The organism is Gloeotrichia echinulata CP02, assembly GCA_038087035.1.
Classification (GTDB): Bacteria; Cyanobacteriota; Cyanobacteriia; order Cyanobacteriales; family Nostocaceae; genus Gloeotrichia; species Gloeotrichia echinulata.
Window position 1 is genome coordinate 6,137,727 of record CP051187.1, and the last position, 20,860, is coordinate 6,158,586.

20 protein-coding genes are annotated in these 20,860 nt (G+C 41.0%); 7 read left to right on the forward strand and 13 right to left on the reverse strand.

Features of this window, described 5'->3' with window-relative positions; genetic code table 11:
• The first annotated feature begins 77 nt into the window (after nucleotides 1-77).
• From HEQ19_27355 to HEQ19_27360, 3 genes are all read left to right on the forward strand, one after another.
• Nucleotides 78-671 carry a DUF1517 domain-containing protein gene (locus HEQ19_27355; GenBank protein ID WYM02638.1) on the forward strand — a complete coding sequence of 198 codons (594 nt, stop codon included), beginning with the start codon at nucleotides 78-80 and terminating at the stop codon, nucleotides 669-671.
• A gap of 17 nt (nucleotides 672-688) precedes the next feature.
• Nucleotides 689-832 carry a hypothetical protein gene (locus tag HEQ19_31420; GenBank protein WZI67036.1) on the forward strand — a complete coding sequence of 48 codons (144 nt, stop codon included), beginning with the start codon at nucleotides 689-691 and terminating at the stop codon, nucleotides 830-832.
• A gap of 110 nt (nucleotides 833-942) precedes the next feature.
• Nucleotides 943-1,824 carry a hypothetical protein gene (locus tag HEQ19_27360; GenBank protein WYM02639.1) on the forward strand — a complete coding sequence of 294 codons (882 nt, stop codon included), beginning with the start codon at nucleotides 943-945 and terminating at the stop codon, nucleotides 1,822-1,824.
• Between the two features lie 137 nt (nucleotides 1,825-1,961).
• On the opposite strand, the gene aroF is transcribed toward HEQ19_27360, so the two are convergent.
• From aroF to HEQ19_27410, 10 genes are all read right to left on the reverse strand, one after another.
• Nucleotides 1,962-3,020 (reverse strand): 3-deoxy-7-phosphoheptulonate synthase, encoded by a 1,059-nt coding sequence (aroF, locus tag HEQ19_27365; protein WYM02640.1) that lies wholly within the window; start codon nucleotides 3,018-3,020, stop codon nucleotides 1,962-1,964.
• A 243-nt stretch (nucleotides 3,021-3,263) separates the two neighbouring features.
• Nucleotides 3,264-3,734, reverse strand: coding sequence for a PAM68 family protein (locus HEQ19_27370; protein ID WYM02641.1), 471 nt, complete (start codon nucleotides 3,732-3,734; stop codon nucleotides 3,264-3,266).
• A gap of 12 nt (nucleotides 3,735-3,746) precedes the next feature.
• Nucleotides 3,747-4,016, reverse strand: coding sequence for a 30S ribosomal protein S15 (rpsO, locus tag HEQ19_27375; GenBank protein ID WYM02642.1), 270 nt, complete (start codon nucleotides 4,014-4,016; stop codon nucleotides 3,747-3,749).
• A 115-nt stretch (nucleotides 4,017-4,131) separates the two neighbouring features.
• Complete coding sequence (locus HEQ19_27380; GenBank protein WYM02643.1) at nucleotides 4,132-5,265, reverse strand: transposase; 1,134 nt, start codon at nucleotides 5,263-5,265, stop codon at nucleotides 4,132-4,134.
• Between the two features lie 312 nt (nucleotides 5,266-5,577).
• Entirely contained in the window at nucleotides 5,578-5,802 is a 225-nt protein-coding gene (locus HEQ19_27385; protein ID WYM02644.2) for a hypothetical protein, read from the reverse strand.
• Between the two features lie 977 nt (nucleotides 5,803-6,779).
• Nucleotides 6,780-7,868: a HAMP domain-containing sensor histidine kinase gene (locus HEQ19_27390; GenBank protein ID WYM03657.1), complete on the reverse strand. Its 1,089-nt coding sequence runs from the start codon at nucleotides 7,866-7,868 to the stop codon at nucleotides 6,780-6,782.
• A 5-nt stretch (nucleotides 7,869-7,873) separates the two neighbouring features.
• A complete protein-coding gene (locus HEQ19_27395; protein WYM02645.1) occupies nucleotides 7,874-8,584 on the reverse strand; it encodes a response regulator transcription factor in 711 nt (236 codons plus the stop codon).
• A gap of 217 nt (nucleotides 8,585-8,801) precedes the next feature.
• A complete protein-coding gene (locus tag HEQ19_27400; GenBank protein WYM02646.1) occupies nucleotides 8,802-9,512 on the reverse strand; it encodes an NYN domain-containing protein in 711 nt (236 codons plus the stop codon).
• A gap of 859 nt (nucleotides 9,513-10,371) precedes the next feature.
• Complete coding sequence (locus tag HEQ19_27405) at nucleotides 10,372-11,235, reverse strand: hypothetical protein (GenBank protein WYM02647.1); 864 nt, start codon at nucleotides 11,233-11,235, stop codon at nucleotides 10,372-10,374.
• Nucleotides 11,236-11,638: 403 nt separating this feature from the next.
• The gene (locus tag HEQ19_27410) at nucleotides 11,639-12,139 is read right to left on the reverse strand and encodes a hypothetical protein (GenBank protein WYM03658.1); all 501 of its coding nucleotides are present in this window, start codon (nucleotides 12,137-12,139) and stop codon (nucleotides 11,639-11,641) included.
• Between the two features lie 543 nt (nucleotides 12,140-12,682).
• On the opposite strand from HEQ19_27410, the gene HEQ19_27415 reads away from it, so the two are divergent.
• Nucleotides 12,683-13,960, forward strand: a complete 1,278-nt coding sequence (locus tag HEQ19_27415) for a glycoside hydrolase family 10 protein (GenBank protein WYM03659.2) — start codon at nucleotides 12,683-12,685, stop codon at nucleotides 13,958-13,960.
• 670 nt (nucleotides 13,961-14,630) lie between these two features.
• Here HEQ19_27415 and HEQ19_27420 read toward each other — a convergent pair.
• Nucleotides 14,631-16,205: an ammonium transporter gene (locus HEQ19_27420; GenBank protein WYM02648.1), complete on the reverse strand. Its 1,575-nt coding sequence runs from the start codon at nucleotides 16,203-16,205 to the stop codon at nucleotides 14,631-14,633.
• 254 nt (nucleotides 16,206-16,459) lie between these two features.
• On the opposite strand from HEQ19_27420, the gene HEQ19_27425 reads away from it, so the two are divergent.
• Nucleotides 16,460-17,884, forward strand: coding sequence for a serine/threonine-protein kinase (locus HEQ19_27425; GenBank protein WYM02649.1), 1,425 nt, complete (start codon nucleotides 16,460-16,462; stop codon nucleotides 17,882-17,884).
• Between the two features lie 96 nt (nucleotides 17,885-17,980).
• On the opposite strand, the gene HEQ19_27430 is transcribed toward HEQ19_27425, so the two are convergent.
• Together HEQ19_27430 and HEQ19_27435 are read right to left on the reverse strand one after the other, a co-directional pair.
• Nucleotides 17,981-18,475, reverse strand: a complete 495-nt coding sequence (locus HEQ19_27430) for an NB-ARC domain-containing protein (GenBank protein WYM02650.1) — start codon at nucleotides 18,473-18,475, stop codon at nucleotides 17,981-17,983.
• A gap of 77 nt (nucleotides 18,476-18,552) precedes the next feature.
• A complete protein-coding gene (locus tag HEQ19_27435; protein ID WYM02651.1) occupies nucleotides 18,553-19,587 on the reverse strand; it encodes a metallophosphoesterase in 1,035 nt (344 codons plus the stop codon).
• Nucleotides 19,588-19,678: 91 nt separating this feature from the next.
• Between HEQ19_27435 and HEQ19_27440 the strand changes: the two genes are divergently transcribed.
• Together HEQ19_27440 and HEQ19_27445 are read left to right on the forward strand one after the other, a co-directional pair.
• A complete protein-coding gene (locus HEQ19_27440) occupies nucleotides 19,679-20,164 on the forward strand; it encodes a hypothetical protein (protein ID WYM02652.1) in 486 nt (161 codons plus the stop codon).
• Between the two features lie 256 nt (nucleotides 20,165-20,420).
• Nucleotides 20,421-20,822 carry a hypothetical protein gene (locus HEQ19_27445; GenBank protein WZI67037.1) on the forward strand — a complete coding sequence of 134 codons (402 nt, stop codon included), beginning with the start codon at nucleotides 20,421-20,423 and terminating at the stop codon, nucleotides 20,820-20,822.
• Nucleotides 20,823-20,860: the final 38 nt, after the last annotated feature.

Here is a 20,860-nt window from a genome sequence, read left to right on the forward strand (position 1 = left end):
TGACAACGGCTCGACTGAGCTTCGCCGAACTTCTGACAACTAACAAACGACAACTGACAAATTTATGGAGGAAAAAAATGCGCGATACATTTAATAGAATGATAGGACGGACTCGCTATGTTGTGTTTCGCTTATTTCTACATTTAGGGGGGAGCGATGTAGCACCAATTTTGGGAGTATTAAATCGTGCTGCACGCGCAGCGATTGATGCTGATGGCGAGTTAGAAGTTTTGGGAGAAGCATTGGTAGAAATCAGTGAAAGTTTGTTGCGTTCTGATGAATACTGGCTTTCTGCAGCCAATGAAGGCGATGTATTTTGGGATGAAGGTGAGGCTGGAGATTATGTCAATGAATTATTTAGTGACTCTGCTCAACGATATGGGGCTGAACTAGATTTAAGTTCATCTCGTGGAGCCAATGAGCCTTTATCTATACCTGTGACGCGCAACGTAATTGTAATGATTACAGTCGCTTATGAAGGAGAAGTAGCAGACCTAGAAACTGATCTGTCTAATATTCAGGCACTGAAAGAAGCTTTCAAAGCCTTAATCAATTTACACTACAAACATAAACTAAAGGCAATTCAAGTCCATTTCTCACCAGCACAGTTAGGTGATGATCTGGCTAATGATCAGTTATTACAATATTACCCAGAATTAATTCCTTTATAACCTTTGTCAGTTGTCAGTTGTCAGTTGTCATTTGTCAGTTGTCAGTTGTCATTTGTCATTTGTCATTTGTCAGTTGTCATTTGTCATTTGTCAATCCCCAATCGCTAATCCCCAATCCCGAATCCCCAATCCCTGGTAACAGAGCGGAGCCGTTCGCGTAGCGTCTCGCAGAGAAGTGCAATCCCCAATCCCCTTAGTTTTACTGGTCGGTAGTCCGTACTTACTACGTATATCGGGAACTTGTTAAGCTCAAAGATAGGAAACTAGTGCAATGATCATGACCATATTACGTAGATTTACAGTTGTTTTTTTAGCCCTAAGTTTGTGCTTGACAACTGTCGCCTGTGGGGGTTCAAACCAAACTACACCCTCAGCTAGAAACGTTAACCAAAACTCTGTCACCACTAAGTTGAGTGATGGTCAGTATCCGGTACAACAAGCCACTTACAATGATGGTACTGGGGACTATACGCTGTTTTTACTCAACAGTAAGCCCCCAACCTTCATAACCGAGAATTTGCAAATGGCACGGCTGACGGATGATGAAATCAAGGAGGGTAAGAAAACTTACCTGAATGTGGAAAATGGACAGCCAAGCCTATATCTGACGGAAGACTTTAAAATCGAGTACGTCCATAACGTCACCGAACAAAAAACTAATCCTCAAACCGGACAGCAAGAAACAGTAGTAGTTCGCCAAGAATCTAACTTCTGGACACCCTTTGCTGGCGCTGTGGCTGGTAACTTGGCGGGTCAAGCCATTGGTAGTCTGTTATTTAGACCCCAGTACTATGTACCTCCTGTCTATCAACCCGGACAAGTGTTAACCGGCTACGGTGGATATGGTAGCAACTATGACCAAGCGGTTCAAAGCTACCGCAGCCGCTACAATGAGCCACCTGCAGCCGTGAGAAATCGTACGGCTTTCCGCACTACAGGGAATATTAGGTCTTATCCTGGGGATTCTACTACACGCAATACACCACGTACCACCACGGGAAACCGTCCTAGTGGTTCTGGTTTTGGTAGCAGTGAACTTAGACCCTCTGGTAGTTCCAATTCTAGCAACCGCAATCCTAGTGGTAGTAGTTTTGGTAGTGGAGGACGTTCTTCAGGTCGTCGCTCAACTGGCTTTGGTAGCAGACGCCGCTAATTGACACTCCCACCTATGAAATCAGTAGTCAACGAACAGTTATCAGGTGTATAGTGGGGGTTTTTGGCGGCGCTCGATGATCTGTAGGGGCGCAAGGCCTTGCGCCCCTACTACTACAAACATAAAAAGCTGTAGTACTAAGCCACAGCTACAGATGGTTGCGGCCAGCGTCCCACGGCTTTACCAATCACTGCTAATTCTTGCATTAATTGGTCAAAGGCCTCTGGTGTGAGAGATTGTGGTCCATCTGATAAAGCTTTTTTCGGGTTGGGGTGAACCTCGATCATGAGAGAATCAGTTCCAGCTGCGATCGCCGCCATTGCCATTGAAGGTACAAATTCTGACCAACCTGTACCATGACTGGGGTCAATCATGATTGGTAGGTGCGTCAGCTTTCGCAATACTGGCACTACCGATAAATCTAAGGTATTGCGAGTGTACTGGCGGTCAAAGGTGCGGATTCCCCGCTCACACAAAATCACATTTGGATTGCCTGCAGCTAACACATACTCTGCTGCCATCAACCAATCTTCTATTGTAGCAGCCATTCCCCGTTTTAGCAATACTGGTTTTGGCTGTGCCCCTACTTTCTTCAGCAGGGAGAAATTCTGCATATTTCTGGCGCCAACTTGAATCACATCGCTAACTTCTACGATTTTATCCAAGTCAGCGGCGTCCATCACTTCTGTAATCACGCCTAATCCGCTGACTTCCCTCGCCTTTGCTAACAACTCCAAAGCACTCTCGCCGTGTCCTTGGAAGGCGTAAGGAGAAGTCCGGGGTTTATATGCGCCACCGCGCAAAAACTTGGCTCCAGCTGCTTTTACTTTCACAGCCGTTTCCACAATCATTTCTTCATTTTCGACCGAGCAAGGCCCAGCCACAACTACTAAGGGGTGGTGTTCACCAAACACAACGCTACCATTGGGAGTGTTAACCACTACCTCAGAAGCTTCCCCGTGACGGTACTGGCGGCTAGCACGTTTGTAAGGTAGTTCTACCCGTAATACTTGTTCAATCCAAGGACTAACTTCTTGAATTTGCAGGGGGTCTAAATCAGCAGTCTCACCGACTAGACCAATTACTACTTTGTGCTTACCAATAATTTTCTCTGGTGTCAGTCCCCAGTTAGCTAGTTCCTCATTAATGCGGTTAATTTCCGCTTCCGGGGAACCGATTTTCATTACCACAATCATGTTAAAGTTCCTATTTATTTAAAGTGGATACTTCAGCGAGATATTGATTGCGAATGGATCAATCCGAAAATCTATTGAATCAAAAATATAGCGCTCAGTGGTTTTATTACTGCATATTGGGTGTAGAAAAGAATGATAAATTTTAAATTCGCAATGTTGAAGTTATAAAGTTATATTTAAACTTCAACATTTACTGTGAAATCTACCCAATATCGCAGTCTTCTGATAACTGAGCGCTGATAGTCAAACCTTCTTTTCGCGACTTTCGCGCCAAACCTCTACCATCCGTCCCCAATTAGTGCTGAACTCACTTGAACCCAGCAGACTACCGACTCTTTCCTCATCCCAAGAGGCGGAGAGAACCCCATAGGTTATCCCTAACACCCCCAAACCAAATAATCCCATGTTCACCAATAACACGGCGATGGGAGGTAGTTTGATGTCGGTATAGGTGGCTAGCAGATAACTAGCAACCAAGGTGGTAATACCTAAAGCCGTTGGTATGCCACAGAACCCAGCCACTCGTCGGATCATCCGCTGGCTGACCACCTGAGGAATGGCCATCTCTTGTTTAGAGAAAGGTGGCTGCTTGTCGGACTGTTTCCCAGATGTCTTTGCCGGTGCTGGTGGTTGAGTTGTCGCCTTTACTGGTTTTGGGCGCTTTTTGTTCGGTTCAAAAGGCAAGGGTCTGCGTTCAGATTCTTCAGCAGGCATAAGCGGTAGTCCCTAACCACGAATCCCGAGGCGAGCAATCAAAGCTTGATATTTTTCCCGGCTATCCTGCTGGATATAGGATAGCAGACGTTTGCGCTGACCAATCAGCTTCAACAATCCCCTGCGGGAAGAATGGTCTTTTTTATTCGCCTGGAGATGTTCGCTGAGGCGGTTAATGCGCTCAGTCAACATAGCAATTTGGACATCGGCCGAGCCGGTATCGGTTTCGTGAACTTGAAAGCTGGAAATTAGTTCTTGTTTCCGCTGTTGCGTCAGAGCCATGATCGATTCAATTTGTAGTTTTTCTAAATTTATGCAGCAGTCACCCATAATATCACAGCCGATCCAAAAAAGCTAACAAATGCTAACAAATGTCTGCTTTTTCTTCCTGCAACGACTAGGAAGTGTCGGCACTATCCAGTCCACAGGCTAACACGGTCAATCTGACCGCTTCTTTTCTTAAATTAATAGCAGCATTCAAATCTCTATTACACTCAAAACCGCAGTTATCACACTGGAACACTCTTTGAGACAGTGACAAAGATGATTTTTTCTCACCACAATTAGAGCAAGTTTTACTGCTAGGATAAAATCTATCCACAATGACTAATTTGCTTCCATATAGTTGAGTTTTGTATTCTAACTGACGACGAAACTCATAAAAACCCATATCAGCTATAGCTTTAGACAACTTACCATTAGCTAACATCCCTGATACATTTAAATCTTCTATCCCTATGACTGCGTGGTTTTTGCTGATATAGGTGGTGATTTTATGTAATGTGTCTTTCCGAATGTTGGCTATTTTTTGGTGTAGTCTGGCTATTTTTATTTGGGCTTTTCTATAATTACTTGAACCCACTTGTTTATGTCGATTCAAGTATTGCATTTTTGCTAGTTTTTGCTCAGACTTCTTATAACTTTTTGCTCCATCAAATACTTCTGTTGTTGATAATATTGCCAGATGATTTATACCTAAGTCAACTCCGACAAATTCTTCCTTTTTCGGGGTTTCGCTGGTTTCTAATTCTATTTTCCAGGAAATAAACCACTTATTAGCTTGTTTACTGATTGTGACTGATTTTGGTTTATATCCAAACGGTAAAATTTCATAGGTTTTCAACCACCCAATTACTGGAACTCTTACCTTCTTATGGTCAATGTGAATTGCACCATCTAATGTAAAAGAATCATTTCTACCTTTTTTCTTGAAGTTGGGAAACCCTTTAACTTTGTTGAAAAAAGATTTAAAGGCATCTGACAAATATCTTAATGCGTACTGAGGAGCGCATTTTGATACTTCATAATACCAAGGATGGGTAGATTTAACTGCTGCTACTAACCATTTATGTAAATCTATGGCTGTAGGAAATTTAATTTTCTCGTCAGGGTTTGTCCGATTATGTATGAGTACCTGTTGACATAATGCTAAACCTTGATTCCAAGCGTGTCTGGCTACTCCTGCGTGTTGTGCCAGTAGTAGACGTTGTTGCTTGTTTACCTTCAGTTGTGTCTTGAATCCTAGTATCATGATTGTATTTTACAGCCAAATGCCAAAGTAGTTACTCATAGCAGATGATTTGGCGTCGGAGCATAAGTGATTAATTGGTAGTAATTGTTAGCTTTTCAGCTACTGTTGATTAACCCTCAAGCCTTGTGTAGAATCGGCTTCACTGTCAAATAACTAGCCCCTTCGGGATATAGAGGTAGGTCTGACCTGGGCGCAAGGCCTTGCGCCCCTACCGTTTGTGTGTTCACTTAACCGGATCTGATATTACCTACCAAACCATTATCAATGACAAATGACGACCAAAGCCTGTACTGTTTATTTGTGCCAAGCTACTTACAAATAACTTAGATAGAACGAGATGCTCAAGGAAAATATGGCTAAAAGAACAGGAATGACGCTGCTAAATTCGAGTTTCTGCTTCTTGAGCATATCTAAGCAAGATATGGGAATAATCAACGGCCAAAACATGATTGTGATCAAACACATGACAAAAGATAAAAATTTATCTTCTGGCTGAGAACTAGGATGGCGCAAGGAAAATATTAACCAATTGCTCAAAAAATAGCATGTCATTATTAGATAACTAATCACCAAAGTCAATTGCATGTGATTCACTGAAAACACTCCTTAAGTTGTATGAGGATTTACTGGCAATATTTTTATGTAAGTCTTACATAGTTTTATCTGGGGAAATTTATATATTTGAGTTGAGGGTTGACTGTGGCGATGGAAGATTTTTTTATCAGGCGGCTGATATCTTTAATAAATACGAGATTATAGAGATAGTTAGCAATAAAATAAATGTTAAGCAAAATTCCCAAGCACTGGTGAGGTACAGGAATCAAGAATTAACCATAGTAGGACGCACATGGATGCAGATATAGCCGTTCCGAGTTGGATACAATAAAAAATCATATTGTGGGGCTTAGGGAACAGTGCCGTGTACCTACCAGTGTATTGGATTCCAGCGAGAACTGCTATAAATTTGTACCCAGGTAAGGTAATAATATATGTAAAATTATTGACAGGCTTGATAGCCTGTATACAGTTGATCAAATTATTTAGGACTGCTATATCTGAAATTCAAACATATGAATAAACCTTACCTGTAACATCCTTTGATTGTGGTCTATATGAAAGTAAATAGCTGTAAAATCACAAACAAAAACCATCAAGGGTCAACGGATGACGCTTGATGGTAGAACTTGATAGGGATTGACCTAGTACAAGATTTCGTAAGTTCGTATCTTGAGAAAATGAAATTTATCCCTTATAGTAGTGCTTTAGTGCTACTACAAAAATGAACGCTACCAAGTAATGAAAACCTGTACTTAGTCTTGGGAATGATTTGGAGGGAAAAGGTAGGCGATCGCCGCGTAACCAGATACAGTTAGTAAACTAACCAATAATCCTGCCAGGAAAACAGTAGACATTAGCAAAACCATATTGTCGTAATTTCAGACTAACAAGTGGATATGACAAAACTATGACTACCTTGTGTCAATCCTTTGTATATACACTGATTTTTATTCGATTTAAGCCAAAGGCAAGGAAAAGCGAAACGTACTACCAGATCCCTTCTCACTTTCTACCTGAATCTTACCACCTTGCAATTCCACCAACCGACAAGAGATAGTTAAACCAATACCTGTGCCACCAGATTGACGAGCGCGGGATTGGTCGGATCGCCAGAAGCGCTCAAATACATGGGGTAAATCCTCTGGGGCAATACCAATACCTGTATCAATAACTGCAATCCAGAGTTGATATGCTTCCGTCCAAACACGGATAGTAATTGAGCCTTGAATAGTGTAACGTACTGCATTACCAAGTAAATTTATCAGCACCTGTTCTGTGCGTTCCATATCGGCTGATACCATTGGCATTGGGGATGGACATTCTAAGCCCAGAACTGGGCCATCTTCTAAGAGCTGGTCGGTAAATTTTTCCACCAACGACTCTAACAAAGGACGCAAATTCACCCGCTGGATATTAATTGGGAGATAACCGGCTTCTGCTTTTGAAAGTTCTTGCAAATCATTTACTAAACGCTCTAAGCGCTTAGTTTCTTTTGCTAATCGCCGATAAATTTCCGCAGAAGGTTCAATTTCGCCATCAGCGAGTTCTTCTAAGTAACCACGAACAACTGTCAACGGTGTTCGTAGTTCATGAGTCATATCGCCAATTAGTTCCCGTCGTCGCGCTTCCACCCCTTCTAAACTTGCGGCCATGCGGTTGAAACTAACACCTAATCGATTGAGTTCTGGAATGTCAGACATGGGTAGTCGTGCTTGAAGATTACCAGCAGCAAACTTTTGGGTGATTTGTTCCATTTCAGTCAACCGCAGCATGATCCGTTTGGATACCCAATAACTTAATCCTCCAGCAGCGGTTGTACCAACTATCACTGACCAGAGAGTGCTTCGTCGCCAAGCAGTTTCAAATCCTTCGACTAATTCAGTGCGGATATTAATTAAATCTAATCCTTCATTTTCTAGTCTTTGTAAATGCAAGACAAAAAGACGGGGAGAAGAGATTTTACTGATAATTACAAGACTAACCAATCCCACAATCATTACTACTAGGTGGGAGAATAATAAGCGCGATCGCAAGCCAATTTTCATCATGCTCACATCACCGGCGAATCTTCAAATTTATAGCCTACCCCAACAACGGTTTTAATAAAAGTGGGATTAGCCGGGTCTGGCTCAATTTTTTTCCGCAACCGGGCTACATGAGTATCCACCACGCGCTCATCTCCAAAAAAGTTATCGCCCCAAAGTTTATCAATTAACTGTGTACGGTTCCACACTCGACCAGGATGGCTGACAAAGGTGCTTAATAAATTAAATTCTAAGGTAGTTAAATCCAAAATTTCTGGAGGTTGGGAATTTATTTGGCGGTTAGCAGTGCGCTGGTCTATATCTACTATAAAATGTTGAGTACGATTCACCTGATATTGTCCCCCTTGACGGAGACTACGCCGCAACAAAGCCCGTACCCTAGCTACCAATTCTCTGGGGCTGAAGGGTTTAACCATATAATCATCAGCACCAGTAGACAAACCAATCACCCGATCAATTTCTTCACCCTTAGCTGTGAGCATTAATATATAAGGGTCTTTTGCACCTGGTTTTTGACGTATTCTGGCACAAACCTCCAACCCATCTAAATTAGGAATCATTAAGTCGAGAATAATTAAATCTGGTGGTTGCTCTTGAAACATCCGCAACGCATTCACACCATCACGGCTAATGCGACAGACAAATCCTTCTTTTTGTAAAGAAAGTTGGATTAATTGAGCAATTTCTGGTTCATCCTCAACAATTAAAATATCCATCTTGATTAAGAGTGAGCGAAATACGCAGAGAAATTTCCTAACTTGAAAATAGCACTAATTTCTGAGTTGTGAGTAGAAGCCGCAATATTTTTATCCCCTCCTTGTCGGCGAAGTAGACGGGGAACTATCTTGTCATTCTCGCTCCGTCAGCGCGAATTAACAAAACTATTTACTGTACGTAAAAATCCCCCAAATCCTTACCAATGACAATTGACATTTAAACACTGGAATTAGACAGCGTGCGGTAATTATAGCCTACAGTGGAATCCTTTTGGATATATTTTTTAATGCTATCTAAGTCAATGAAATAGTCAGCAACATCAATCAAGCTATCGCTGGTCATTGTTCGCAGACTGACAACTTCTACCCGCGCTCCTTTACTGGTGACAGCATTGACAGCATAAGCTAGATCTCCATCTCCACTAACTAAAATCGCAGTATCGTAGTAGGGAGATAAAGTAATCATATCTACAGCAATTTCTACATTTAGATTGGGTTTTTTAGAATTATCTACAGCTGAAAATTCTTTAGTGACGACACGATAGCCATTCCGACGCATCCAGAATAAAAAACCCTGTTGTTTTTCATGGGAGCGTAGACGTGTAGATGGTGGTCGTGAGATATCAGTTATGGTATAAAAAAAAGCACGTAGCAGTCGGGAACTATCAGTTAAACAACAAAGAAATTTCAGATAGTCAATTTCAATTCCCAGTTGGCTAGCTGCTTGAAATAGGCTTAAACCATCAATAAAAATTGCAATTCGCCCACGATGTATGCCCTCAAAAATGGCACTATAGTTTACAGGGTTTGGCTTTTTTGTCCCTTCACCCCCCATATTATTCTTCATTAAGATTGGTCTTTGCCAATGCGGTTTTTGGCTCAGACGTTTATCTTCATTTTTTTCTTTGCTAAAAGGAGAAATAGTCATTAGATTCCTCGGTATTTTAAATCTCAAAAAACTCTTGGGAACTAGGTCATGGAAAATCCGTGCTGATAAATCAGCCTAGCAGCCAGTGGTATTCGGTGATTTGCTGCAAATGAACTTAACTCATGTTGACAGTGCAGATTTAACGCCATATTCCCGCCACCTACAGATATACCACTCGTTACCTACTCTCATTGACTTTTGATCAGGTACAGGCTAAACGCAAGCAGATTCCAGCACAGGTAGGCAGTTGAGTGATCTGAGGCATATATTTTTATTGTACATCTATATTTAAATAAGCTTCCATCAAAACTATTTTTACATATTGATGCCTTGATATTTGGCGCAAATAATGGGGCGTAAGCCTTGCATCATCAAAAGTTTCTTCTGACTATTGTGGGTAGCAAATAAAAGATTTTCTTAAGGATTTAACCGCAAGTATTAATAACTATTTCGTTGAGGATAGATTTAAATCTATAGTAGACATTACAGCGATTTTCAGGTAAATGAACCACATTTTTATATCTCACGCATTCGCGGAGCGTCCCGTAGGGAAGGCGCATTCGCGGAGCGTCTCGCAGAGAAGGCGCATTCGCGGAGCGTCCCGTAGGGAAGGAACAAAGAAATACAGATATCGGGGTGTGGTCTAAATACCTGAAAACTGCTGTAAGATAGTATTTATGGGGGTAGGGGCGCAAGGCCTTGCGCCCCGACTGTTATAGTTTTTTCGTGAAGTTTGTCAGGGGTCAAAAGTCAAGAGTCAAAAAAACCTGGACTTTTGACCCTTGACTGTTGACTCTTGACCACCATAGCGGAAAATATATGTGGACCGAGAGTAGGTCTTGTTATTTTTTGGAAGTCCCTAAGTTTTACTAATTTGACCCCAGGCTTTGACGACTGACCGTAAATTCTTGGGTAGTTTATCTAGGGAAATATCGTTGTATTGAACTGTACCCTCTCGGCTAGTGAGGCTATAGGTAATGTAATCAGCAGCACCGCTGGGTGCGGGGTAACTCAGATTCTTGAAATCACCAAATCGGGAGCGTTGTAAAAATCGCTGAAACTGTTCTACTTGTTGTACAGAAATCCGGTGAACGCTGCGCTCAGAATCATTTGCATCACCAATCCGCACGCGAATTAAAGTCCCGTCATTGAGCAAGACAGTTTGATAAGTTCTACCAGTTAAGCCACCACTAGAAATTTGGCGAAATACTACACCTTTATCTAAAGGTGGTGGTAACTCATTTGGCGGAATTTTTACAGGTTCAATCGTATTTGTTGTGATTCCGCTAGGCTTTTGATTTAGTCTGACGATGGAACCTGTTTCATTGGTGTGATAAATCCACTTTTCTTGGCCATTAGATACCACAACTAGCCAACCAGGAACTAATGCTTGGGTACAGATTTCATCGGGTTGAGGTAATTCTAAGCAACCATTACGCCAAGTTTGCTGGCGATAGTCAACAATTTGCAGTTTTTTTCGGGAAATTCCCTGTTTCTGGGATAAATCTTGTAACACTGCGTTAACTATTGGACGTGGTAAGCCCTTGGCGCGGAGATTTTCTTTGATAACCTCATTTGTTGTTTCTGGTAACGGATTTGCATTTGCAGTGGAGTTATTGATTAGTGTTAATCCGCTACTAACAGATAAAATTCCAGTTAACACTAAAGCAGTGATAATTTTTGCTTGATTGGTGGTCAAATAATCTCTCATTAGGTTTTTCATAGTCAAGTAATAAGATAAATGATGATTCAGCACTGATGAGCTACTAAATTAGGTCGGTGCAAATAAACCTTCCTAGTTGTTTCTCATTTTTCATTGGTCATTTTGCGTCTGGGTATACGGAGTTTTTTCCCAGATAAAACGGTAATTATATAGGTACTAAATATATGGTAAACACAAAAGCGCCCGTATTCTCAGGGAGATGAGAATATAGACGCTTGTGTGCTTATTATTTGTTCCTGAATTTTTATGAGATTTTTATAGTAATTTTGCTAATAATGCTAATAAATTTATATACCATTATCTTAAATCATCCCATCCAATGAAGTGATTGACTAATTTTAACCACATCATAGATATGAGATATATACCTAGGGAAATATAATTTTCAAAACGCAATCTAGTATCAAGCACTGACGGGCTGACGTTCAACTAGGGGATTATTATTAGGTGCATCAAATCTAATAGTACTAGCTGCCCAGTCTTTCAAATCGGGTGCTAGCCAGACTAGTTTGCGGAGAATTTCGTCATTCACCCACAATACCAGCGGAAAGTGCAGTTTTTTGCGAAACTCATCTCGCATAAGATTGGTGCTGATAATCAGTTGATTAATCGCCACAACAGATTCTAAACCCCTGATCATCAAAGCATCAGGTTGAGAAACATCAATTGTAGTTGTAATTGTGGTATACAGCGTTTCAGCGCTAGGAGCGAGATGTACCTCTTGGATATTAGCTGAAGAAAATTCCGTTAACAAATTTAGTATTTGCTGTTGCTTCTTAACAGAGTTACAACAAGCCAAAATCAGCGAAAATTCGCCTGTAGAAACCATCATTGCCCTTGCTAATCTCTTAGTGGCTGCTACGGTGCTTACCATGTTGTCTTGCGAATTACTCAAGCCAAGCATTTCCAACCTACCTTTGCTTTGAAAATTATCTGAGTCCTTTAAGTTTAATTGCACCGTACATTAGTAATCAAAAGTATTTTTGAGTAATTACGATGACGTTATGATCAATGTCCATGCCGTAATGGTACGCAAGATTTCTAGAGTAAGGATGTGGTGTATCACCCCACATTTACGGTAATAGTGAAATAATGTTGTAATAATAAAAACTCAAATCGCCTGAAAGGGTGATGGGAGATAGGGTAACGGGGTAATGGGGAGAATAATAACGCCAAATTCCCAACTCCCAATTTTTTTTACTCCCGTTAACTTGTACTAACAAAGTACTAAAGTACAAATGTTCACCTTACAGCAATTTTCACTCATTTGAACCACAGATCTTCGTAGGGGCGCAAGGCCTTGCGCCCCTACCCTGTGGTCTATTTACCTGAAAATGGCTGTAACAGGAGTACTCCCAACTTCCCACTTCCCTACCTCCCAGGGGTATAATGCAACTTATGTCCGGGTATCCTAGTCATAGTTTGTGTGTAAGGATGCCTGTACCCAATGATGAAAAGATTTGTAGAATGGTGTGTTGAGTTGAGTTGGTGGCAATTTCGCCAAAGCAGAAAGTGGGTATTATTTTTCGTCATGCTGGCCTTGAGTATGACAGCTACACTGATGCTATCGTTTCCCTTGTATGCTCAAAATTCTCCTGCAGGAACTGACAAGTCAGGGCTGGCGCGATCGCCTGCATCGGAGTTAAGGGGGGTATGGTTAACTAATATTGATAGCGATGTCCTATTTGAGCGCGATCGCCTGAAAAATTCTTTGCAAAGGCTCAAATCTCTCAACTTCAACACCGTCTATCCTACGGTGTGGAATTGGGGCTACACATTATATCCTAGCAAAGTTGCTGCCAATGTGATCGGGCGATCGCTCGACCCCACACCCGGACTCCAAGGGCGAGACATGCTCAAGGAAGTTGTCCAAGAGGGACATAAACAAGGATTAACAGTCATTCCCTGGTTTGAATTTGGCTTTATGGCCCCTGCTGATTCCGAATTAGCCAAACGTCATCCCCAATGGCTAACCAGTCTGAGTAACGGTAAGCAAATTGTTAAAGAAGGCGTCCATGAAAGAGTTTGGCTAAATCCCTTTCGCCCAGATGTGCAACAATTCATGCAAGATTTAATTGTTGAAATCGTCAAAAACTACGATATCGACGGCATTCAAGTAGATGACCATTTTGGCTTACCAGCAGAATTGGGCTACGATGCCTATACAGTGGCGCTATATAAAAAAGAACATCGTGGTCAATCACCATCCCAAAACCCGCAAAACCCAGAATGGTTGCGGTGGAGGGCTGCTAAAATCACAGGATTTTTCAAGCGAGTATTTAGAGCCATCAAAGCGAGTAAAAAAGATTGCCTAGTTTCCGTTGCGCCTAACCCCCAGCGATTCTCCTACAACTATTTTTTAGCAGACTGGCAGAAATGGGAACGCCTAGGACTGGTAGAAGACTTGGTGTTACAAGTATATCGCAATGATCTCAATGTCTTTATCAGCGAATTAGAGTACCCAGAAGTAAAAGCAGCAAAGAGTCATATTCCCGTCAGCATCGGTATTTTGACAGGACTGAAGAACAGATCTGTACCAATGCAACAGATACAAACACAAGTGCAAAAAGTGCGCGATCGCAACTTCGCCGGGGTATCATTCTTTTTCTATGAAACCCTCTGGAATATCAGCCAAGAAAAACCCCAAGAGCGTCAAACAGCCTTCCAAAAAATCTTTCCCACACCAGTAGGATACCCAAATTTGCTCACAGGGTGGAAGCCCTAGGGGAGTGCTGATAGCAATTTTTTATGAAGCTACATAGAATTCGATCCCCCCTAGTCCCGCGATTTCAAAGTCTTTAGGACTTACGCACTGTACAAATAAATCATGATATGCTGTCACCAAAATAGGTCATTTCCAGCTTTGATGAATAATTGCTTGATGGTAAATATAGCGGTTCTCAATTGAATGCAATACAAAATTATATTGTCGCGTGTAGGGGCACGGCACTGCCGTGCCCTTACGAGTGTATTGGACTCAACCGAGAACCGCTATAGATCCGCGCTTTTGGGGTTTAGCAGTGCTAAACCCCTACGACAGATGTAATTTTCCTGAAAAACATATTTAGTAGTTTTTGTCAATGCGTAAGTCCTAGTCCTATGAAATACCACTAAAACGCTGACACATGTAGGAGCGAGTGGGGGCACGGCATTGCCGTGCCCCTACAGCTGGTATCATATCGTGTGGATTTAGGGGTATCTAAAAATTTATCCTGCTAAACAAATAGTTTGAAATCGCGGGACTAGCCCCCCTTATTAAGGAGGGGAACCAATACTGCTCGGTTAAGCCCAAAAACCTTAACCCACGTAGGTTGGGTTGAGGAACGTAGACCCGAAGGGGCCAAGCGAAGGCCGAGTTAGAAAGAGGAATAATTCCGATAGAAACGGATTTGATATCATTTGCGGGTGTTGCGCTTTCGTTGCGAAGAAAGTTTGCGTCTATGATTCTCGATGTATTCTCGCTTTAGCTGACCGATGTCATTACCTTCAGCAAACAAACTATCAACACCAATAATTTCTTCTTGAGGTAACACTCTTAGAAATTTGAACACCTTAAATTCAGGGTGAGGAGCATCAGAAATACGATACATGAAATAACTAATGCCAATCCAGGTAATCACGCTAAATACAACTGTGAACGCACCAACCAAAAGAATTCCCACGAGTTGAGCAAATAAAAGATTTGCTCCACCACCAAACAACAAGCCACCTTTATCAAGATCAAAAAATTCCTTAGACCAAACATAAGTGCTAGGGTCTCGACTAAACAAACCTACCGCCAGTGTTCCCCAGATTCCGCAAACAAGGTGAACAGGAACAGCACCTACGGGATCGTCAATCTCGCACTTGTCTAATAAAATTGTGGCATAAACAACCAGCGCCCCACCCACAAAACCGATAACAGCTGCACTGGGAATATTCACGAAAGCACAAGAAGCGGTAATACTGACACAACCAGCGAGGATGCCATTAATCATAAATGAGAGACTGGGTTTCTCATAAAATTGCCAAGCCCAAAAAGTGGCACCAATTCCACCCATTGCACCAGCCATGAGAGTTACTAATAAAATATGGGCTATAGCTTGGGAATTGGCTGTTAGGGTTGAGCCAGCGTTAAAACCATACCAACCAAGCCAAAGAATAAAACAACCGAGAGTTGCAGTGCTGAGGTTATGTGCCGGCATAGAAATGATTTTTTTGCCGTAAAAACTTGTCTCCTTTGGTAAGCGCTTTTCATGTGGTTTAAACTTGCGATATTTTCCCAGACGTGGCTTTAATAATACTGCTCCCATCAAACCAGCCCAGCCACCAACTGAATGAACCACAGTTGAACCTGCAAAATCTCTAAAGCCCAAATCTTTGAGAAATCCACCTCCCCAAATCCAGTGACCTGTGATGGAATAACTCAACACCAAGAAAAAACTGAACGTGATAAATGCGCCAAATTTGATTCTTTCCGCAACGGCTCCAGAAACAATAGTAGCGGCGGTGCCAGCAAATGTTAACTGGAAGAAAAATTTAGCCGCAAGCGGAATAGCTGTCCAGTTTAATGAGTTGAAGACTCCTTGGTAAGCATCATTTGTTAAGGGGCTATTGTCAGCACCCTGTAACAAAAAACCACTCCAGCCGATGAATTGATCACCGTTACCAAACATGAAACCGAAGCCTAAAACCCAGAAGGCTACGGTAGCAATGGCAAACACAATTAGGTTTTTGGCTAAGACAGTGATAGCATTGGCGCTGCGGCAAAAACCAGACTCTAACATTGCGAAGCCTGCATTCATAAAGAACACTAAAGACCCTGTTAATAGTACCCACTGGGTATTTTGACTAACTTCCAGAGTCTCTAGGGAAGCAGCTTGAGCAGTAGATATCCAGACCAGCATGATGAGAGCTACAAGGGGTAAGCAAACATATCTTAATGATTGATATTTTTGTAGCCTGACTTGCTCAAATTTTGTCTTAGGCATAGAGAATATTTTTTTTGATCAAGAAAATATACGTAAATTACGTATAACCTAATTTATACTTTTATTGGTAAATTAAAAGTAATATAAAGCACATCAAAATTGCAGAATTAATTATAGAATTTAAGGAAAATATCGGCATATAAAAGTTTTTTATTTTCTTTTTGTAGAGATAAAAAATATATTTAAAATCGATTTAATTTTGGTTAAATTCTGACCTCATAAGTAGACTTTACTACTCGTTTATTTGCAGAAGAATGGCAAGCTCAAACCCTAAACACTCTAACGATATGCAAAATTGCCGATGCATCAATCTAAACTGTCCACATCGCGAAAGACCTGGAGATGAGCATCCTTGCCAAGCTTGTGGTTCTCCTTTGCTCTTGAATGGGCGATATCGGGTAATTGGTGTATTGAATCAACGACTAAATAGAGAGTGTACCCTTTATAATGCTATTGATATTCAAGAGAACAGTAAGCCAAAAGTTATAAAAGTTTTGTACACAGATGATCCTGAAGCAATTACCCATTTTAATAGAGGGGCAGATGTTTTAATTAATTATTGGGTTCCAGGGATTCCTAGGGTTGATAAACATGGATACTTCGATATTGAGCTTTCGACTCAAAAGCTAGTGTATTGTTTGGTAATGGAGAAAATTGAAGGCAGCAATTTACAGCAATGGCTAGAAAGTCGAAATAATCAGCCTATCACCGAAAAACAAGCAATTAATTGGTTAAAACAACTGGCAACAATTTTAGGCAACCTGCATAAAAAACCGTTTTTTCATCGTGATATCAAACCATCAAATATCATGCTGAGAGAAAATAATGCAGAACTAGTATTGATTGATCTTGATGCTGTCAGGGCTATTACTCAACATGTTTTGGAGGGAAAGACTACAACAATAATTGGTACTGATGGTTACATGGCTCCAGAGCAAAAAAAAGGTAGGGTTGTACCACAATCTGATTTCTATGCTTTGGGGCGTACATTTGTGCATCTGTTAACAGGTAAAAATCCAAATAAATTATATGAAGACAGGAATAGCACATTGCATTGGCGTTCTAGTGCGAACAACCTATCCAAACCTTTTGCATATTTTATTGATAGCCTGATAGCTTGGGATGTAAAGGATAGACCTAAAAATGCACCAGAAATTTTACAACGCCTAGAAAAAATTGAGAGCAATTTAAAACGTAAAGAACAGGCCAAATTAAAACGTAAAGAACAGGTCAAAAAATTGCTAAACTTTAAAACAGTTTTTGGGTTTATAGTGTTTTTAGCAGCTGCATTTGTGTTTTACAAAGGCATTACCATACGACCAGATGGACAGAATAGCAGTCCAATAAATCTTCCTACACCTACACTTACACCTACACCTACATCGACTTCCACATTCGATCTAAAATGTAAAATCAGTCCCGACAGAGGTGTATCAGATGAAAACGCACTAGCCCAAGAGGCGCGTCAAATTTTGAACGATCAAAGGGTAGTCAGTGAAGATCTAGAAATTCGGCAAATTCAATATGTACGGGTGACACAGGATAAGTGCAACTTAAATATATATATAAAGTTGCCAGGTAATACGTCACTCAGTCCTAGGCTAGAAAATAAAATTCAGATGCTAATTCAGAATCGCATTAGTTATGTTGGTAATATGAGAGTGGAACAGTTTCCATGAAAGGAGAATTTGAAGGGATTACTTTGGTAAAGATTAATTAATTCGGTCAATCGGGATTCTGAGCCAAAAGCAAAAAAAGCCTTTTCTCTTAAATATTTACTTGGCTGCTACATCATCTAAACCTTGTAGCTGCAAACATTTAACCAATAGTTGAGTCTTTTCCAAAGATTCTATAGTTTGAGGTTTGTCACGACTGATCAGCAGTAAACAACTTTCATAAGATCTTTCTGCTACACGTTTAAACAGTTGATCATACTCTTCATATCCTTCTCGATATTGCCCTACCAATTTTCCAGCTTGCAAAATTTTATCAACATCATATAGCAACAACAAACAGCGATTTTTACTTAAAAAATCCATCACACTAACTATTCTATTACCGATGCTGTCTGGTATATCTTTATTTTCCTGATTCGAGAAGACTTTAAGCCAAGATCCCAGAAGTTCTTGAAGTGGTGGGGCATTTTTTAAGGATTCCTCAATCACATGCTCAAACTCACCTTGAATCTGTTCTTTTAATTTAACAGCCAGGGAAGTCTTGCCAATACCGCCCATACCAACCAATGCTACTACTCGGCACTTGTCCTTCACAATCCATTTCTTTAATGTGGCTAGTTCTTTTGTGCGTCCAACGAAAACATTAACGTCACCCCCAGGTGGCTGGGGGGCTAGAACTTTTTTATATTTTCTTCAGACCCCAGAGGGACTTCATAGTAAGCCAAGGTGGTCATTTCATCTCCTGTTGTCCAGCGACCATCAGGCTTCCAAGCACCATTAGCCTTTTCGCGTTTGCGTGTATAAACTGTTAGCTTGCTGTTTTCATTTTCTAACTTCAACAGCTGATATTGCCAGGGATAAGCTGTTACTAATTCACTAGTATTAGCGCCAAAAGTACCAGCAGAAATCACCTCTATTTTCCTGCCGCCAACGCTGCGATCATAACGATATAAACTATTATCAGCTTGGTGAATATGACCGTGTAAAGCCAGACGGAATCCAGCTTTTGCTAACTGTTCCATGAAACCATGATCTTTAATGCGATCTTCTGAGTTGCTGTTAAGAGGATGATGCCAAACCGCAATTTTTAAGCAATTATTGTATTCTGTATTTCTACGAATTTTAGTCAGGGCATTACTTAGAGCATTGGGATTGATGCTGGCACTTCTTGTGTCATTGTGATCCAGTTGCCAAGCAGAATTTAGCCCTAAAAAAAGTATTTTTTGTTCTGTGAGAGGATAAAGTATGCCTTGCTGGTCATCTCTTAAAGGATAGGGTTCTCCTTTGATATCTTCATAGAATTTACTGAAATAGTCAAATCGGTGTTGGTATTTTTCCTCATTGCGAACTTCTATATAATCTCCACCTTTATCAATAATTCTATTATCTAGCTGACCTGGATAGTTCTTGCGTTTTACTGGTGTGTAAGCATCTTCAGACAGTCCCCAGTTGAGGTCATGATTTCCAGGAACAATCACAATATTCTCCTGATTGATGGGAAATTCTTCGCGGAGGTTGTCTAAAAACTCTTTCGCAGCAGCGTATTCTTCAGTGGTTGATTTGTTGGCAATATCACCAGAGATAAGCAGCGCATCCAAATGCTCACAGTTGAGTCCATACCGCAGATCCTCTGCTAACTGACTTTGCCAGCGGTTGGCATTATCGGTAGTACCAAAATGTAAATCAGACAGGTGAAGAATATACATCCGCAGGATGAGGATTTTATTTTACAGGTGTAGAAAATTTTTCTGCTTTATACTTTTTTAGTATAAGTAAATTAAACCAAATTATTTGTATATGGAATTACAACAAAACCAGAAATTTAATACCTTAGAAGAATTTGAATTAAACATGTTGGAAAAAGAATACCTTTTTCTGCAAACTACTATTGAAGACTACAACAAGCAAATCTGGATTATCAAAGCCCTTGGTATTAGCGGCACTGGGGCGGTGATAGCTTTAACAATACAGCAAAAATTAGGAGCGATCGCCTTAATTGGTTGCTCAATTCCCGTGTTCTTTTGGATTCTAGAAAGTCAGTGGAAACACTTTCAGCGGGGTTTTTATCCCCGTGTCGCCGAAATTGAGTCAATTCTCACCAAGGATTATGGTCTACGCAGTCCCAAAATATACGGCGGCTGGACTCATTATTTGCAGCGTAACCCTACACCCAGGCGCCGAGGCTACCTCTGGGATGGTATCCTCAATCCCACGGTTTTTGTCAGTTATCTGTTAGAAATTATTTTCCTGGTAATACTGGCGGCGATCGCCAAGCATCTGTGATATCATTTTCCCATAAATACTTACAGCCATTTTCAGGTAAATAGACCACGCTTTTGGGGCGCAAGGCCTTGCGCCCCTACCAATATCTGTGCTTTTGGGGCGCAAGGCCTTGCGCCCCTACGAATATCTGTGGTTCAAATGAATGAAAATCGCTGTGACTTGCTGGCGATCGCACTGTTAGTGAAGGAAAAGCAAAAAGTCGCAATGAGTTTGTAGCGCGTGCGATTCGCAACGAATATCCTAGGAAAACAAGAGGATGAGCGCAATTTTTGAGATTTTAGAAAAAATCAAAACTAAGCCAGGAATGTATCTGGGTCGTCCTTCAGTGAGCGATTTATTTATGTTTTTGGTGGGTTATGAATGTTCCAGAAGTGAGTTAGGAATTGAACCGACTGTAGAGGAAGATGATTTTTATGGAGAATTTCAACCTTGGTTGCAGAAAAAGTTAGGAATAACCACGGTAAGTTCGTGGTCAAAGATGATTATGCTTTACTGTCACGATGAAAAAGCTGGTTTTGAATATTTCTTTAGTTTATTGGATGAGTTTAAACAGCGCGATAAAAGTTCAGATGTTGATCAACTACAGGTAGAAATTGAAGCAGGATTTAGAGAAGTAGTAGGGTGTGTTAGCGACAGCGTAACGCACCAAACCCGATGAGATGGTGCGTTACGACTTCCGTCTAACGCACCCTACAA